Annotated in this window: 14 protein-coding genes, 1 tRNA gene and 1 pseudogene; 4 read left to right on the top strand and 12 right to left on the bottom strand. The window is 67.2% G+C overall.

Translation table 11 applies throughout. The features are described 5' to 3' along the window. Positions 1-283 precede the first annotated feature (283 nt). Positions 284-368 (top strand) — tRNA-Leu (locus HUT18_RS31120). Between the two features lie 62 nt (positions 369-430). On the opposite strand, the gene HUT18_RS34060 is transcribed toward HUT18_RS31120, so the two are convergent. The 7 genes and pseudogenes from HUT18_RS34060 to HUT18_RS31090 all read right to left on the bottom strand — a co-directional run bounded on the left by HUT18_RS34060 (position 431) and on the right by HUT18_RS31090 (position 5,957). Next, complete coding sequence (locus tag HUT18_RS34060; protein ID WP_254879134.1) at positions 431-589, bottom strand: hypothetical protein; 159 nt, start codon at positions 587-589, stop codon at positions 431-433. A 106-nt stretch (positions 590-695) separates the two neighbouring features. Then, positions 696-821, bottom strand: a pseudogene (locus tag HUT18_RS34055) (enoyl-CoA hydratase-related protein); the annotation flags it as partial. Positions 822-958: 137 nt separating this feature from the next. After that, positions 959-1,777, bottom strand: a complete 819-nt coding sequence (locus tag HUT18_RS31110; protein ID WP_176103839.1) for a DUF6282 family protein — start codon at positions 1,775-1,777, stop codon at positions 959-961. Next, positions 1,774-3,267 carry an AMP-binding protein gene (locus tag HUT18_RS31105; RefSeq protein ID WP_176103838.1) on the bottom strand — a complete coding sequence of 498 codons (1,494 nt, stop codon included), beginning with the start codon at positions 3,265-3,267 and terminating at the stop codon, positions 1,774-1,776. The genes HUT18_RS31110 and HUT18_RS31105 overlap by 4 nt, the downstream gene beginning before the upstream one ends. Beyond that, a complete protein-coding gene (locus HUT18_RS31100; RefSeq protein ID WP_176103837.1) occupies positions 3,264-4,403 on the bottom strand; it encodes an acyl-CoA dehydrogenase family protein in 1,140 nt (379 codons plus the stop codon). Before HUT18_RS31100 ends, HUT18_RS31105 begins: the two co-directional genes overlap by 4 nt. Positions 4,404-4,592: 189 nt before the next feature. Next, positions 4,593-5,684: an isocitrate/isopropylmalate family dehydrogenase gene (locus HUT18_RS31095; RefSeq protein WP_176103836.1), complete on the bottom strand. Its 1,092-nt coding sequence runs from the start codon at positions 5,682-5,684 to the stop codon at positions 4,593-4,595. Positions 5,685-5,753: 69 nt separating this feature from the next. Beyond that, positions 5,754-5,957: a hypothetical protein gene (locus HUT18_RS31090; RefSeq protein WP_176103835.1), complete on the bottom strand. Its 204-nt coding sequence runs from the start codon at positions 5,955-5,957 to the stop codon at positions 5,754-5,756. A 114-nt stretch (positions 5,958-6,071) separates the two neighbouring features. Between HUT18_RS31090 and HUT18_RS31085 the strand changes: the two genes are divergently transcribed. Next, positions 6,072-6,872: a FadR/GntR family transcriptional regulator gene (locus HUT18_RS31085; protein WP_176103834.1), complete on the top strand. Its 801-nt coding sequence runs from the start codon at positions 6,072-6,074 to the stop codon at positions 6,870-6,872. Positions 6,873-7,107: 235 nt separating this feature from the next. Here the strand turns inward: HUT18_RS31085 and HUT18_RS31080 are convergent, their stop codons facing one another. The 4 genes from HUT18_RS31080 to HUT18_RS31065 all read right to left on the bottom strand — a co-directional run bounded on the left by HUT18_RS31080 (position 7,108) and on the right by HUT18_RS31065 (position 10,937). Continuing rightward, positions 7,108-8,277 (bottom strand): pyridoxal phosphate-dependent aminotransferase, encoded by a 1,170-nt coding sequence (locus HUT18_RS31080; protein ID WP_176103833.1) that lies wholly within the window; start codon positions 8,275-8,277, stop codon positions 7,108-7,110. Positions 8,278-8,419: 142 nt separating this feature from the next. Further along, entirely contained in the window at positions 8,420-9,181 is a 762-nt protein-coding gene (locus HUT18_RS31075; protein ID WP_303246567.1) for an amino acid ABC transporter ATP-binding protein, read from the bottom strand. Then, the gene (locus HUT18_RS31070) at positions 9,181-10,074 is read right to left on the bottom strand and encodes an amino acid ABC transporter permease (RefSeq protein ID WP_176103832.1); all 894 of its coding nucleotides are present in this window, start codon (positions 10,072-10,074) and stop codon (positions 9,181-9,183) included. The genes HUT18_RS31075 and HUT18_RS31070 overlap by 1 nt, the downstream gene beginning before the upstream one ends. After that, a complete protein-coding gene (locus tag HUT18_RS31065) occupies positions 10,071-10,937 on the bottom strand; it encodes an ABC transporter substrate-binding protein (RefSeq protein ID WP_176103831.1) in 867 nt (288 codons plus the stop codon). Before HUT18_RS31065 ends, HUT18_RS31070 begins: the two co-directional genes overlap by 4 nt. A gap of 691 nt (positions 10,938-11,628) precedes the next feature. Between HUT18_RS31065 and HUT18_RS31060 the strand changes: the two genes are divergently transcribed. Then, positions 11,629-12,174 carry a TetR/AcrR family transcriptional regulator gene (locus tag HUT18_RS31060; protein ID WP_176103830.1) on the top strand — a complete coding sequence of 182 codons (546 nt, stop codon included), beginning with the start codon at positions 11,629-11,631 and terminating at the stop codon, positions 12,172-12,174. A gap of 329 nt (positions 12,175-12,503) precedes the next feature. Here HUT18_RS31060 and HUT18_RS31055 read toward each other — a convergent pair whose 3' ends face one another. Beyond that, a complete protein-coding gene (locus HUT18_RS31055) occupies positions 12,504-13,418 on the bottom strand; it encodes a LysR family transcriptional regulator (RefSeq protein ID WP_254878887.1) in 915 nt (304 codons plus the stop codon). A gap of 122 nt (positions 13,419-13,540) precedes the next feature. On the opposite strand from HUT18_RS31055, the gene HUT18_RS31050 reads away from it, so the two are divergent. Beyond that, complete coding sequence (locus tag HUT18_RS31050; RefSeq protein WP_176103829.1) at positions 13,541-14,779, top strand: CaiB/BaiF CoA-transferase family protein; 1,239 nt, start codon at positions 13,541-13,543, stop codon at positions 14,777-14,779. Positions 14,780-14,951: the final 172 nt, after the last annotated feature.

Here is a 14,951-nt window from a genome sequence, read left to right as displayed (position 1 = left end):
ACCCACGAACGCGGGCTTGTTGCCTTCACAATCATCGTGGCATATGCCAATGCTTGACAGGTAAATGCCAAGTGGCGACCGGATTCCACCGCCCGCATCCCCGCCGCACACCCTCCGCGACCACCCGCTCACTGGGCACCCCAGGACGTCCCCCACAGCCACCCATCGACGTCCCGACCACCGCACGGGCGGGCGGATATGTGAGGTGAGAGGCACTCCGAAAGCTTGGTATTGTTGTCCGTGTCGCCGCGGGGCAAGGCTCCGGCCGGTCGACAGACACCTTGTCCGGGTGGCGGAATGGCAGACGCGCTAGCTTGAGGTGCTAGTGCCCTTTATCGGGCGTGGGGGTTCAAGTCCCCCCTCGGACACTCACTGGTAGCCCACGGGTTGTCGCAGAGTGCTGGTTGAGATTCATCTCAACCAGCACTTTCTATTTGCCGGAGTCGTAGGTGGGAGCGGGCCCGAGCTTGCGGTAGATCTCCGCCTTGTCCGCGGGCTCCGCTTGGCGTACGACTCCGGCAAGACGACGTACTACCGCTGCCGCTTCCCCGAGGAGTACGACCTCGCCAACCGCCGCGAGTTCCAGCATGCTTGGCGAGCGTGGGGACGGGCTGCCCAAGCAGTCGCTTCGTGTAGCGCACTGCGGGTGGGGTGTTGTCTGCGATGTGGTCGGCCAGCGTTACCGCCGCGTCGTGAAGCCGGATGTCGCAGGCGAGCGCGAGGTCGAGGCCTGTGCCCATCGCACGGCCGTTGACGGCCGCGATGGTCGGAACGCCTGCACCGAACACGGCTGCGATCAGCCGGTGCATTCCACGGCGGTAGCCCTCCGCCGTCGAATGCGTCCGTCAGCGAGAGCAGCGGTTCGTCCGAGATGACACTGCGCACCTCGGGGCGGTCATCGTGAGCACCACTACGCCGTTGTCGCGGTGCCCGACCAGCAGCGCGTCCTACGGGTGGTTCACGACAGGAGCTCCTCGCCGTTGGCGGTCATGATGCGGTCAAGTTTCCGGGTGCCGAGGAGCGGCTCCGCGGCGGCGACCCAGTCGGCGATACCGGGGTCGGCATCGGGAAATGATCGATGCCCCAGGTCGCTGCCGAAGATCAGCAGTTCCTCGGGATAGCCCGCCGCAATTACCGAGGTCGCGGTGTGTCCGGTGACGCCGACCTCGACATGATCGGCGAGGACTCCCACCTCGATGTAGGCGCCCAGTTCCGCCAGAACCGCGAAGTGCTCCCGCCTCCAGCCAAGAGGGCCGAGGAGGGGATGGTTGACCAGGAACCGCTGCACGCCCCGGCGCCGGGCCTCGGTGAAGACCTCAACAGCCTCATCGATTGCGATGTGTCCAGACGCAAGGACGAGGTCGTCACGGGCGACGAGATCGAGGACGTCGTACCACTCCTCAAGGAGCACACCATCAGGACAGACCGGCACTGGCTTGAAGGTGAGGTGCTGGTGGACGCTGGTCTCCGGCCGGCCGGAGCCGCGGATGTGTGCCTCAGCCGAGATGGTGGGCATCCAGATCACCCGGGCGCCAAGTTGGCTCGCGACCGCGACGGCATCCGGGTTCGCGCCGCCTACCGGTGAGTTGAGCACGATCGAGCCGATTGCGCCGCCTCCCACGAGGGTGGCGCGTTCGGCAGTCGATCCCTCGTGCGCCTTGAGCACGAAGCGCTCAACTCCGGCGCCCTCGACCACCGACCTGATCTCGTGGTCGTCGTGGTGGCGCGGCATCAAGCTCGGGCCGGAGTGCACATGGAAGTCGATGAAGCCGCTCACAGCGCAATCCTCTCGAGTTCGGCCAGATCCGGGAGCTGGCGCCTCCGGACCTTTCCCACACCCTCGTCTCGCGGAAGCTGCTCGACCCGGATCAGGTAGGCCGGCCGCATGAAGGCGGGGAGGGAACCGCTCACAGCCCGCAGTACGTCGAGGTCGACCAGCGCACCCTCGGTGTACAGGACGACCTGGTCGTCCTGCAGGTCACCCTCGATTTTCCACAGCGCGAAGTCGGCCAGGCCCGGAACGTCGGAGAGCTCCTTCTCGACCATGTCGATGGGCACGAACTCGCCCTTGACGCGGATGGACTCAGCACGCCGCTCACGGAAGACCAGACCGCCGCCCGGGTCGAGCGAGCCAAGATCTCCCGTGGAGAACCAGCCGTCCTCGTCCACAACGGACGTGAGTTGGTCGCCGACCTGATAGCCGTCGAAGAGGACATGCGGGCGCCGCCCACGCACTTGGATCTCGCCGTCCTCGGCAAGGCGCCACTCCACGTCGTGTCTGGCCTCGCCGGCATACCTTCTCAGGGGCGCCCCGTCGTCCGGCACCTCGCCTCGACGCCAGACCCGGGAGTGCGTGAGCCCGGCCGCCTCCGTGGATCCGTAACCCGACAGCCCGACAGGTATCTGGAAGCGCTCCATGAACTCCGCGTCAGCACCGAAGACCACGCGCAGACGGTGGCCTTGTGCGTCCTCGCGGGTGGCCCTCTTCTTCAGGATCTCGACAGGAGGGATGTGAAGGATCGCCGCAGTGACACCCTCGTCCCTGACTTGGGTCCAAAAGGCATTCGCAGAGAATCGCGGAGCGCTCAGGGCGTTCGCTCCAGCAACGAGTCCGCCCACGATCCCGTATCCGAGCGGGTTGATGTGGAACAGGGGCAGGGGAGCGAAGACCGTGTCGTCAGGCCCGATCGTCATCATGTCGGCGATAAAGCGGCCGAGACTGAGGTGATACTCGTGGCTCAGTGCACAGAACTTCGGCAGCCCGGTGGTGCCCGAGGTGTGGATGAAGCCCGCGAGGTCAGAGGAAGCACGTCCCGTCCCAGGCATGGTTCCGACAGGGTCGGGGACGGTCAGGACGGCCTCCCCGGCGACCACGGTTCCGTGGGCGAGCTGTGAGGCATCGATGTAGCGGTCGGTGCCGGACCAGGGCCGGAGCACGGGATTGACGTCGGCCACCACGACGCCGTCCACCCCGAGGTTCGTCAGCATCTGCTCCAGCATGTCGTCGGCGTACGTCGAATTGACGAGCGCCGCTTCGGCGCCTGCCAACTGGAGGCCGACCCATGCCGTCAGGTACGCCAGTGAGTTGCGGCCGATCAACGCGACCCGTGTGCCGCGGCCAAGGCCATGTGCCGAGAGGATCTCAGCGAATCCCGCAGCTCGGTCGGCGACCTCCTCGAACGGTCGATGACTCCCTGCGACGCCGAAGCTCTGCCGTGGAGAGCGCTCGCGCCGATACTCGATCAGTTGGGCCAGGTTCTCGATCACAGTCCGACCTCCGCCGGCGAGCGCAGCACACATCGCGCCACGTAGTTGCGCAGCACCTCGAGGGATCCGCCGCCGATCCGCAGCACCTTGACGTCATGCATGAGCTGGCCGAACTCCTCTTCGAAGTAGAGGCCGTGTCCCCCGGTCAGCGCGAAGACGTCGGTTGTGGTGAGCTCCGCGGCCTCGATGGCGAGCTTCTTGGCCAGAGATGTCTCAAAGGCCGGATCATGGCCCGCGTCGGCCTGCGCGGCTGCCCTGTCGCGCACCAGCGAGGCGGCGTACAGATCAGAGAAGCGATCGGCCAGGATCCACTGGATGCCCTGGAAGTCCGTGACGTGATGGGTGCCGACCTGCCGTCCCTTGGCGTACGTCACGGCGAGACTCAGAGCACGGCGGGCAGCGCCGATGGCCTCGGAGGCGTTGCCCAGGCGGCTGATGTTGAAGGTGCTGAAGAAGGTGCTCATACCGTCGCCGGCCTTGCCCAGCACGGCGCTCTCCGGCACACGGACGTCGTCGAACACCATGTCGGCCGTCGGCAACATGCGTCCACCGATCGGGGCCGTCTCGCGCGAGCTGAATCCCGGCAAGTTCGTGTCCACCAGGAAGGCGGTCAGCCCCTCCTCGGCGATCGCGTACATCAAGGTCACGTCCGACTGATGACCGAGGTTCACGTGGGTCTTGCGTCCCTGAAGGATCCAGTCCGTGCCGTCACGGCGCGCAGTGGCCCGCATTTCCTTCAGTGAAGAGCCCACGCCGGGCTCGGAGATGGACTCCGAGAAGACGATCTCACCGCGTGAGATCGGGCCGAGGTACCGATCTTTCTGAGCTGCCGTGCCCCAGTCGAGAAGCCACCGCTGCCCCTGAATGGCGATCTGCGGGCTGACGAGCCCCGAGAAGGCGACCTCCTCCGCAATGGCACAGTATTCCGCCACTCCACCGCCTATCCCACCGTCTGAGGCGGGAACGAAGGGCGCGAGCCAGCCACGCGCACCCATCTCCCGATAGATTTCCACGGGGAAGTAGCCATTTCGCGTGGCATCGCGCAAGTTCTCACGAACCGTGGATGCGTAGTCCCGCATATTCGTCGTGAGGCGAGCCATCTGGTCGTTGTCCGAAAAGGTCAGCCCATCAATCATGAGGATTCCATCCTTCTTCCATCGCGTGCCGCTTAACGGCACATCGTTTCGCTAGTCGCGCTACAGGTCGCCGCTGTCACCGTCGCTCAGAACGGTGCTGGAGCTGCGGCCGGTCTTCCACCGCCCAGAGCACCGCGTCCGCGCACATGTGCTGCTGTGCCGGCTCGCGCCAGTGCGTTGCGGGTCATGTCAGTTGGCGTGCTCGGGGGCGGGAGCAGTCTCGGTTCGAAGTCGGCGGAGTGTGGAGATGACCTGTGCGTTGAACTCGTCCAGGTCGACTGCGGGCGTACCGGCGTCAGCGACGTCGTACGTGCGCACGCCGGATGCGTAGACCTCCTCCAGGCCCGCGCGGATGACGGATGCCAGGCCGAGGGGCTGAAGGTCGGGGCACCAGTCGGCGAGCGCGGCGAGCGCGAGCCAGGCTCCTGTGGGGTTGGACCGTCGGCTGCCCGTGCGATGGGGCGAGGACCCGTGTGCGGGCTCGAAGAGGCCGGTCGCGCCGTGCCCGAACTTGCGGTCGGGGCTGACGGTCGCCGATCCGCACAGTGCCGGCGATCCCGCGCAGGCGCTGGCGATGTCGCTGAGGATGTCGCCGAAGATGCCTTCGGTCGCCAGCACGGCGGGGAAGCGCTCTCCGCGTGCGAGCTCAAAGGCGGCTCTGTCGACGTACAGGTGCTCGAACGAGACGTCTCGCTCCTGTGCGACCTGGGTGGCGATCCTTCGCCACAGCCGGGAGGTGGCGAAGACGCTCTGCTTGTCGACGCTGACGTAGCGGCGGCCGGGCACCAGGGCGGCGAAGTCGGCTGCGGTCTGGAGGACCTCGCGGATCCGCATCGGGCTGAGGCGGATCTCGTCGACGGCTTCGGTGGTGCCGTCGCTCTCGATGCGGTGGTCGGGACCGACATACGCGCCCCCGACGATGTTGCGGACGATGGTCATCTCGTCGCGACCGGGGGCCCAGACTGTGCGGATGCTGAGCCGCAGGTCGAACATCTGGCGCAGCTGGCCGAGGGCTGCCTCGGGCCGTGGACATTCCGTGGCGGAGACACCGGGGTGAGTTCCGACGGCGCCACTGAGGATGACGTCGGAGCTCTTGCACGCCTCGACGGTGACCGGCGGCAGGACGGATCCGGTCTCGATCCATCCGGTGGTTCCGTAGGGCAGCGGCTCGGTGAGGGTGATCGGCAGGCCTTCTGCCGCCAGCTCCTTCAGGAAGGCGACGGGGCCTTCCAGGATCTCCTGCCCTATCCCGTCACCGGGCAGCAGCGCGATCGTGGTCATGAAGATTCCTCGCATTCGATGTATGAGTCGCGGCAACGCGCTGCGTGCCCGGATCCGTGTCGGTTCGGGTCAGCCGAGGCCGCAGGCTTCCAGTCGGACGAGGCCGACGGAGAGCAGCGCATGGCCCGAGGCCGCGGCATGTAGATCGACGACCAGCGCCGCAGCGGTGCTCTCGTCAAGCGCAATGTGGTTCGAGGGACCGTCGAGGGTGATCGTTGCAACGCCGTCGACCACTGCCAGGCCGACGCGGGTGCTCTTGGCCGCGGAAGCCATGAACAGAATTTAAGTGTTTTAAACAGTTAGGTCAAGGGTCACGATTGGGGATTCTCCTTGTCCGACCGCCGGGAACCGCTCGCCGACTGCCAGCCACCACTTACCCTTACCTGTATGACTGTTCGGAAGACCGACACAGCTGACCCGGACGGAACTACCCCGGCAAGCGCGCCGCGCGCTCGAGGGCGCGGACCGCGCAAGCAGGCACCCGAACTTTCCAAGGTCAGGCGCGTCAGCGTGGTCGACGAGCTTGTCGAGCAGATGACTCGCAAGATCGTCTCGGGCGCCTGGCCGCCGGGCAGCGCGGTGCCGTCGCTGCGCAAATTCGCGGCAAGCACGGGCACGTCGATGCTCACAGTGCGTGAGGCAATCCGCGCCCTCCAGGTCCGCGGCTGGGTCGAGACCCGGCACGGCGTCGGAACGTTCGTGGTCGACGCCGACAGAAGGGAGGGATACTCCCCCTGGCAGCTCGGGGCTTCGGACGTCGAGGAGTACATGGAGCTGATCGAGGCGCGCGAAGCCATCGAGTCGGCGATCATCCAGCTCGCCACAACCCGCAGGACCGACGAGGACCTTCGCGCCCTGAGCGCGATCGTGGACAAGATGGCGACGGCCCGCGATACCACCGCGTTCCTTGAAGCCGACGGAGAGTTCCACATTGCGCTCGCCGAAGCGGCGCACAACCGCATCCTGCTGCGCAGCATGCTGGCGATCCGCAGTCCCATGCAGCGACTGATGGCCAATCAACTCCTGCTCGATCTGGAGCGAAGCGGCAACCTGGACCGCTCGGTCGCCGACCATCGCGCCATCGTCGAGTCCATCAGGAGCGGCAATGCCACGGTTGGAGCAGATGCCCTCAGGCACATCACCGACCGGGGACGCACCCACATGGACACACTTCGCGCCGAGAGCTGAACCTCGGCGGCTCTGTTCACGAGTAGCGCCGTCAGCTGTTCACGGGCTTGCGGACTCCACCATGAACCGGATGGCAAGTGGCACGCGGAGGGTGGAGCGGAGGAGTCGGAGAAACCACTCCTGCCCGCCCCGTCAGGCGATCAACACCGCGGACTCCCGCCCGCGATCAGCATGAGCACGGTCAACGAACGTCGCGCCAGACACACTGCCCCGCACGTTCGAAGAGGGCGGATCTTCACTGCAGGCTCGCCAGGCCTTGGGCGAGTCGACGGACCCCTTCGGTGATGGACTGCGGGCCGGCAGCGTACGACAGCCGGAGATGCCCCTCGCCCTGGCTTCCGAACTCGCTCCCGGGCCGGACGGCGACGCCGTGTGCATGCAGTGCCGCGACGACCTCCACAGAGGGCAGGTCCAGGTCGTAGCGCGGGAACTGGTAGAACGCTCCCTCGGGGGAGCTGAGCGTGAGGCCGGGGATCTCGGAGAGCGCTTTACGCATGATCTCGCGCCGCTGTTCGTACGCCTCCCGCATGCGGGCCACGTCCTGGCCGCAGTCTTGCACCGCGACCAGCGCGGCGTCCTGGATGAAGGTGTTCACGGAGCCGTTGAACGTGTTGTGGATGCGGGCCGAGGCCTGGATGAGGGCAGAGGGCCCCCACAGATATCCCACACGCCAGCCGGTCATCGCATAGCTCTTGGAGAAGGTCTGGCAGTACACGGTGCGCTCGTGCAGGCCGTCGATCGAGATCGCCGAGGTGAACGGGCGGCCGGTGTAGTCGAGGTCGGAGTACGCCTCGTCGGAGATGACGATCGTTGAGGTGCCGTCGAGGAGCTTGGCGAGTGCTTCGAGTTCCTCGCGGCTGTGCACGATGCCCGTCGGGTTACCGGGGTTGCAGAAGACGAAGAGCCTTGCGTCGGTGAGGGCGTCGGCGAGCCGGTCGAGGTCCCAGTGCAGGTCCGGTGCGAGCGGGACGGGCACGACGATGCCTCCGGCCATGCTGACCAGGTCGGCGTAGAGGGAGTAGGTGGGATCGGGGATGACCACGCGGTCGCCGGGGTTGACGATGCCGAGGATCGAGGCGGCGAGTCCCGCGGTTCCGCCCTGGGTGACGAGGATGTCCGCGGCGCTGACCGGGGCCTTGGCGGTTCCGGTGAGTTTCTGGGCGAGCGCCTCGCGCAGTGCGGGTTCGCCGAGCAGTGGCGAGTAGTGGGTGCGTCCGGCGCGCAGCGAGGCCTGGGCTGCTTCGGTGACGAGGCGGGGTGTGTCGAAGTCCGGTTCGCCCATGGCGAGGGAGACGAGGTCGGCGCGGGACTGGGGCTGCTGTGTCCGGCGGGAGGCGGCCGCGATCCGGGCGACGGCGTCGGCGGTGGCGAATCGGGGCGACTGTGCGGTGACAGTGGGTGGCATACATCTCTCCTGTTCAGGCCTGCGGCTTGGCGTGGGCGGGCGCGCCCGTCCAGCGGCTGATCTCCAGGTCGCCGGAGGTGTCGCGCTGCCGGGTCGGGGCGACGGCAGCCGGGTGGTCGGCCGGGGTGCCGGGGTGCCGGGGTCAGCTCACGCGGGCGAGGAAGTTGCGGGTGCGCTGGGCGCGCGGATTGCCGATGACGTCTTGTGGTGTGCCCTGTTCGACGATCACACCGCCGTCCATGAAGAAGACGCGGTCGGCGACGTCGCGGGCGAACTCGATCTCGTGGGTAACCACGATCATGGTCATGCCGTCCCGGGCGAGGTCCTTCATCACGGCCAGCACCTCGCCGACCAGTTCCGGATCGAGGGCGGAGGTGGGCTCGTCGAAGAGCATCAGCTTGGGGTGCATCGCGAAGGCGCGGGCGATGGCGACGCGCTGCTGCTGGCCGCCGGAGAGGTGGTTGGGGTAGGCGTTGACCTTGTCTGCGAGGCCGACACGGTCGAGGAGTTGAAGGGCGCGGGCGCCGGCCGTCTCGCGTCGTTCCTTCTTGACGACGCACGCGCCTTCGATGACGTTGTCCAGGATCGTCCGGTGCGGGAACAGGTTGAAGTTCTGGAACACCATGCCGATGTGGCTGCGTTGCCGGGCGAGTTCCTTGCCGTGCAGTTCGTGGAGTTGGTTGCCGGAGCGGCGGTAGCCGATGACCTCGCCGTCCACACTGATCACACCGGCGTCGGGACGCTCCAGGTGGTTGACACACCGCAGCAGGGTGCTCTTGCCGGACCCGGACGGGCCGAGCACGCACACGACTTCGCCGCGCTCGATATCGAAGTCGAGGCCGTTGAGGACACTCAGCGCCCCGAAAGACTTCTTGATTCCCCGGGCTTGCACCATGGCCGCCATCAGTGGGCTCCCTTCGCGGTCGTTGGCCCGTAGCCCTGGTTGAGTCTCTTCTCCAGGAAGTGCTGGCCCACGGTGGCCAGGGAGACGAGCACCATGTACCACAGGCTCGCCACGATCAGCAGCGGAGTGACCTGGTAGTTGTTGGCGTAGATGTGCTGTACGGAGGAGAGCAGGTCCTGGCCGGAGATGAAGGCGACCAGGGAGGTGGCCTTGAACAGGTTGACGAACTGGTTCATCGACGGGGGCACGATGACCCGCAGCGCTTGCGGGAGCAGCACGCGGCGCAGTGTCTGACCGCCGGTCATGCCGAGTGACTCGGCTGCTTCGGTCTGGCCCCGGCCGATGGCCAGGAAGCCTCCCCGGACGATCTCGGACATGTATGCGGCCTCGTGGAGGCCGAAGCCGAGAAGTGCCGCCACGAACCAGTTGATCGCTTGGTTGGTGTCGATGCCGCCGGCGCTCTCGCCGAAGAAGACGGCCGGCCCCAGGAGCGGGAACACCAGGGCGAGGTTGAACCAGAAGATCAACTGCACCAGAAGTGGCGTGCCGCGGAAGAACCACAGGTAGAGCGAGGCTGCTGCGGACAGGACTCGGTTGTCCGCGGTGCGCATGACCGCGATCACGATGCCGAGGACAGTGGCCAGCGCCATGCACAGGACGGTGAGCAGGACGGTCCAGCCGATTCCGTGCAGGATCTCGGCGCTGAACAGATAGGTGGCGACGACCGGCCAGCCCATGTTCGGGTTCACCGCGACCGATGCGAGCAGCAGGGTGAGCAGTACCAGCACGATCGCGGTCGCACCCCATTGCCAGGGTTTGCGGACGGGCGCGATCCGTAGCGTGGCGAGTTCGTCGATACCGGATTCGGCCCTCGTAGCCGTGCGGGTGGTCATGACTTCGCCGCGTTCACGATCGGGGCGGACATCGCCAGCTTCTGCATGTCCCACTTCTTGAGGATCTTGCCGTAGCTGCCGTTGCGGATGATCTCCTTGAAGGCAGCGACGAGGGCGTCGCGCAGCTCGCCGTTGTCCTTGCGCACAGCCGCGCCGTGGAACTGCTGGTAGAACGGGTCACCGGCCACGTCACCGTACTGGCTGGTCCGGGCGAGGTGGCGGCCGATGACGAAGTCGATGAGCATGGCGTCGGCGCGCTTGGTCCGCATCTGGATCATCGCCGCGGCCGCGTCCTCCAGCTGCAGCACCTTCACACCCTGCTTGCCGGCGTCCTTGCACTTGGTGTTCGCCCGCTCGGCGAGCTGGGCGGACAGGCTGCCCACCGCGGCGGCGAGCGAGGTACCGCACAGGTCATCGGTGCTGCGAAGCTTCTTCGGGTTTCCCTTCTGCACGAAAAGGGTCTGATACCCCGTGGTGTAGTCGACGAAAGTCACCGCTTGCTGGCGCTCTTTGGTGTCGGTGAAGTCCCCCATCGCGACGTCGATCTTCCTCGACTGCAGCCCGGGGACGAGTGCGGGGAAGCCCGTATCGGAGAACTGGATCTTGACGCCGAGCTCCTTTCCGAGGGCGTCCATGAGGTCCTTCTCAAACCCGACGACCTTGGAACCGGTTTGGTAGAGGTAAGGCGCGATGGTGGCGCTTCCGCCGATCTTGAGCGTGCCCGCGTCCTGGACGCTCTTCGGCAGCTTGTCGTACAGCGGGTTTCCGGATGGGGCGCTCTTCGCGGATGTGCCCGAGCCGCAGGCCGAGAGGGTGAGGGCGACGGCCGTACAGACCGCGCCCAGAGCAACGGCTCTCTTCATGAAGGTCCTCCACTGAGATCGTGAGAAAGCGAAAAGAACTGCCAGCCGACAGCCGGCGTGGACGCCGCCCGGAGGGACGGAGCCTGGCATCGAGCCGGGGGCAGAACCTGGCATCGACAGGTCAGGCGACGAGTGGAGCTAGAGCTGGACCGCAGTCAACGGGCTAACCATCGAGAAACCGCGTCGACGCAGCACCGGCGACCGTCGCCATGCCCTCGGGAGTTTGAGGTGTCCTGGGACTTCCCTTGCGATGACCCCGCACCGAGATCGACGACCTGTGCGCACGTGGCAGCAGCCAATGACACGACCGCGTCAAGCGCCTGACCCTCACCTGTCCGGGCAGCGCAGACGCTGCCCCCGAGGTCCGCGACGAAGTCCAGCGTCCCGCACATGCCGTCCTCCGAAGCCGATTCAAACTGCGAGACCAGTATCAGTTGCCGCAACAATGAGGACCTTGAGTCGCCGTGTCAAGACCTCCGCCCACCGCTGCATAGGACGTCTACCTGCTTGAACTGAACGATTGGGCGGCTTGACGTGCCCGAAGGTGCGCGCGGTACCCTCAAGGTCAATTAAGAGCCCAGTCTCACTGTCTGGGAGGTCGCACGAGGAGGATCCGCTGACGGCCACACACAACGAGCGCGGTGCCGGCCGCGGAACGCGCCGTGACGCGCTCCGCAACCGGCGCAAGCTCATGGACGCCACGGGAGAGATCCTCAGAACAGAGCCCAGCGCGGCGGCCATGCCTGTCATCGCGGAGCGAGCCGGATTGTCCGTGGCCACGGCGTACCGGTACTTCCCGTCGCTCGACGAGCTGCTCACCGCTTACATGGTCGGTGTCACCATCCAGCTGCGCGATTACAGCCACGACTGCCTCAAGAGCGGCCCTGCCCTGTTCGAGGACGTCATCGCGGAATGGGCTCGACTGCTCCGCAGCTACGGGACTGCCATGGTCCAAATCCGATCGCGAACAGGTTTCCTGACTCGGCTGCGTGACAACGACGAAGTGCTCACTCCGGTCCGCGACGCCTTGGAGCGCCCCATTCGCGGTGTGATGCGGCACCTGGACATCCCCGATGAGCACTTCGATCACGCGCTGTTCCTGTGCAACGTGATGTTCGATGCCCGCGACGTTCTGGACCTGATCAGCACCGGGCTGACCGAAGAGGCTGCGATCAGCCGCCTGACTGCGGCCTACTACGGCGCTCTCCAGGGATGGACCCGCGCAGGGAACGCCTAGGGCGTGTCCGCAAAGTCCCGCCTGCTCCGCGACGCCTGGCACGCTCCCCCAAGCTCTTCGAGCAGGGGGGACCCCCACTCGCCGCACCGGGCACAAACCCAAGTACGTCCAGTACGAGGGCTTGTACCCGGCACGCCGAGAGCACGCACCAGACGCCGCAGAGCCCGCCCTTCGGGCGAACGACGGGACTTTGCGGACACGCCCTAACAGTGGTTTGTTGACGGCGTACTGGCACGGGTTCCGCCGTCGACAAACCACCGCGACCGCGACGCCGGCAGTCCGAGCACTGCTCCGTTCGGAGCGCTGCTCAGTCCGTGCGTCCCCGCTCGTCAGCCGCCGGAGCTCCGCATCTCGAGGAGGGCCAGGATGCGGTGCACCGCTGGATCGTCCTGCCCCGCGCGTGTCACGGCGAGGACGCTCAGGGCGAGGTTCCCCGAGGTGTCCTTCAGGGTGCGGAAGGCCACTTTGGGCAGGGCGCTGTCGCGTACCTGCTCCGGCACGAGGCAGACGCAGTTCCCCGCCGCGACGTGGCTGAGCAGGCCGGGGAGGCTGTCGGCCCGCGCCGCGTCGCGCGGGGCGAAGCCCGCCGCGCGGCAGGCCGACGTCACCTGTTCCGCCAGGCCCGCGAGGGCCGTCGGGGAGGGCAGCGCGAAGTCCTCGTTGCCCAGGTCGGCGAGGCGCAGGGATGCGTGGTCGGCAAGGGGGTGACCCTCGGGCAGGGCCACGGCGAGCCGCTCGGCCGCGAGCGTGTGGACGTCCAGCGCGTCGGCGTCCGCGAGCGGTCCGCGGACGAAGGCCAGGTCGAGGCGGCCGGAGCGGACCATGGCGGCCAGTTCGACGGAGGTGTGCTGGTGCAAGTGGAGCCGGATTCCGGGGAGTTGCTCCCGGATCGCGCGCAGCACGCGCGGCAGGGAGGCGTAGGCGAGACCGCTGACGAAGCCGAGGTGCAGTTCTCCCTCGGTGCCGTGGTCGATTCTGCGCGCACGCTCGACCGCCGCGTGCTGCGCCTGCAGCAGGTGCCGTGCGTCCTGGGCGAAGGCCTCTCCGGCCGGGGTGAGCCGGACGGCGCGGGTGCTGCGTTCGAGAAGGGTCACCCCGAGGCGCCGCTCCAGGCGCTGGATGGCCTGGCTGAGCGGCGGCTGACTCATCGAAAGCCGCTCGGCGGCCCGCCCGAAGTGCCGCTCCTCCGCCAGAACCACGAACTGCTCCAGAACGCGCTGCGTCAGATCCATACTCTCCGCCATATAAATAACCCTAGAAGAAGTATTGGCGATCAATGAATGACCCTGCCTTGAATTGTGGCCCAAGCACAGTCCGGTCCAGCTGGCGGGACCGGGCTCCTGAAGGGACGCAGGAGGCGCGAGGCATGTCGCCACAGCACCACAGGAACGACGCAGCCGGGGACGAGAACGCGAACGGCGGGCCGCTGGCCGGCCTGCGGGTCGTCGAACTGGCCACCGTGATCATGGGGCCGTACGCGGCAGCCCAACTGGGCGACCTCGGCGCGGACGTCATCAAGATCGAGGCCCCCGGCGGGGACCCCACCCGCCACTTCGAGCCCCGGCGCCACGAGGGCATGGCCGGTGCCACCCTCAACCTCAACCGCAACAAACGCAGTGTGCGGCTGGACCTGAAGACCCCGGCCGGTCGGGACGCGCTCCTCGCGCTCCTGGGCACCGCCGACGCGTTCATCACCAACGTCCGCCCCCAGGCCCTGCAGCGACTCGGGCTGCGCTACGAGGACGTGGCCCCCGTCAATCCGGGCCTGGTGTATGCCAACGCCCAAGGTTTCCGCAGCGATTCGCCCCAGGGCGACAACGCCGCCTACGACGACATACTGCAGGCCGCCTCTGGGCTCGTGTCACTCAACGAGCAGGTGAGCGGCGGCGCGTACTACGTACCGACGCTCCTGGCGGACAAGGTCTGCGGCCTGGTGATCGTGCAGTCGGTACTGGCCGCGCTGCGCCACCGCGACCGCACCGGCGCCGGACAGCATGTGGAGGTCCCGATGGCCGACACCATGATCGCCTTCAACCTGGTCGAGCATCTCGCCGGCGCTTCGCTGGATCCGGTGCAAGAGCCCGGCTACGGATACACGCGCGTGCTCAGCAAGGAACGCAAGGCGTGTCCGACGGCCGACGGCTGGATGTGCGTCCTGCCCTACAACGACCGCAACTGGCGCGACTTCTTCACTCACGCCGGCCGCCCCGACCTGGCCGCCGACCCCCGCTTCACGACCATGCCCCAGCGGGTCGCACACGCCGACGAGCTCTACGCGTACGTACGCGAAGTGACCCCGAAGTTCACCAACGCCCAGTGGCAGGACTTCTGCGACCGGGTGAGCATCCCCGCCCACCCCGTGCACAGCCTCCAGGAGGCCGCGGAGAGCAGCTACGCCCAGGAAGGCGGGCTGCTGCAGACCGTCGAGCACCCGAGCGAGGGCGCCTACCGGTACATCGCACCGCCCGTCCGTTACTCCCGCACGCCGGGCCGGCTGTGGCGGCACTGCCCGCACGTCGGCGAGCACACCGAAGAGGTGCTCACCGAGGTCGGCTTCGACCCCGCCCTGCTCACGACGACACCCGAATCGTCCCCGGTCGGCTGACCCGTCGGGCCGCCCCAGAGCTCGGCACCGGCCGAATCCCCCAGGGCTCGCGGAGAACCCCATCGCCACAGGCCAGAGCCGTCTCACGGAAGCAGATCAGAACGCTTCCCCGGCTCCCGGAACGCGGTACCCCTCTTCCCGCCCCAGAGCCACCGAGCCGCCTCACCACCTC

The organism is Streptomyces sp. NA04227, assembly GCF_013364195.1.
GTDB lineage: Bacteria > Actinomycetota > Actinomycetes > Streptomycetales > Streptomycetaceae > Streptomyces.
This window is presented reverse-complemented; position numbering and strand designations above follow the sequence as displayed.

What these genes read in the sequence shown, in the direction of transcription:
- HUT18_RS31095 (WP_176103836.1), bottom strand. Translation starts at nt 5,684, where the DNA reads ATGACCACGATCGCGCTGCTGCCCGGTGACGGGATAGGGCAGGAGATC.
- HUT18_RS31080 (WP_176103833.1), bottom strand. Translation starts at nt 8,277, where the DNA reads ATGCCACCCACTGTCACCGCACAGTCGCCCCGATTCGCCACCGCCGAC.
- HUT18_RS31100 (WP_176103837.1), bottom strand. Translation starts at nt 4,403, where the DNA reads ATGATTGATGGGCTGACCTTTTCGGACAACGACCAGATGGCTCGCCTC.
- HUT18_RS31090 (WP_176103835.1), bottom strand. Translation starts at nt 5,957, where the DNA reads ATGGCTTCCGCGGCCAAGAGCACCCGCGTCGGCCTGGCAGTGGTCGAC.
- HUT18_RS31050 (WP_176103829.1), top strand. Translation starts at nt 13,541, where the DNA reads ATGTCGCCACAGCACCACAGGAACGACGCAGCCGGGGACGAGAACGCG.
- HUT18_RS31070 (WP_176103832.1), bottom strand. Translation starts at nt 10,074, where the DNA reads ATGACCACCCGCACGGCTACGAGGGCCGAATCCGGTATCGACGAACTC.
- HUT18_RS31085 (WP_176103834.1), top strand. Translation starts at nt 6,072, where the DNA reads ATGACTGTTCGGAAGACCGACACAGCTGACCCGGACGGAACTACCCCG.
- HUT18_RS31055 (WP_254878887.1), bottom strand. Translation starts at nt 13,418, where the DNA reads ATGGCGGAGAGTATGGATCTGACGCAGCGCGTTCTGGAGCAGTTCGTG.
- HUT18_RS31065 (WP_176103831.1), bottom strand. Translation starts at nt 10,937, where the DNA reads ATGAAGAGAGCCGTTGCTCTGGGCGCGGTCTGTACGGCCGTCGCCCTC.
- HUT18_RS34060 (WP_254879134.1), bottom strand. Translation starts at nt 589, where the DNA reads ATGCTGGAACTCGCGGCGGTTGGCGAGGTCGTACTCCTCGGGGAAGCG.
- HUT18_RS31075 (WP_303246567.1), bottom strand. Translation starts at nt 9,181, where the DNA reads ATGGCGGCCATGGTGCAAGCCCGGGGAATCAAGAAGTCTTTCGGGGCG.
- HUT18_RS31060 (WP_176103830.1), top strand. Translation starts at nt 11,629, where the DNA reads ATGGACGCCACGGGAGAGATCCTCAGAACAGAGCCCAGCGCGGCGGCC.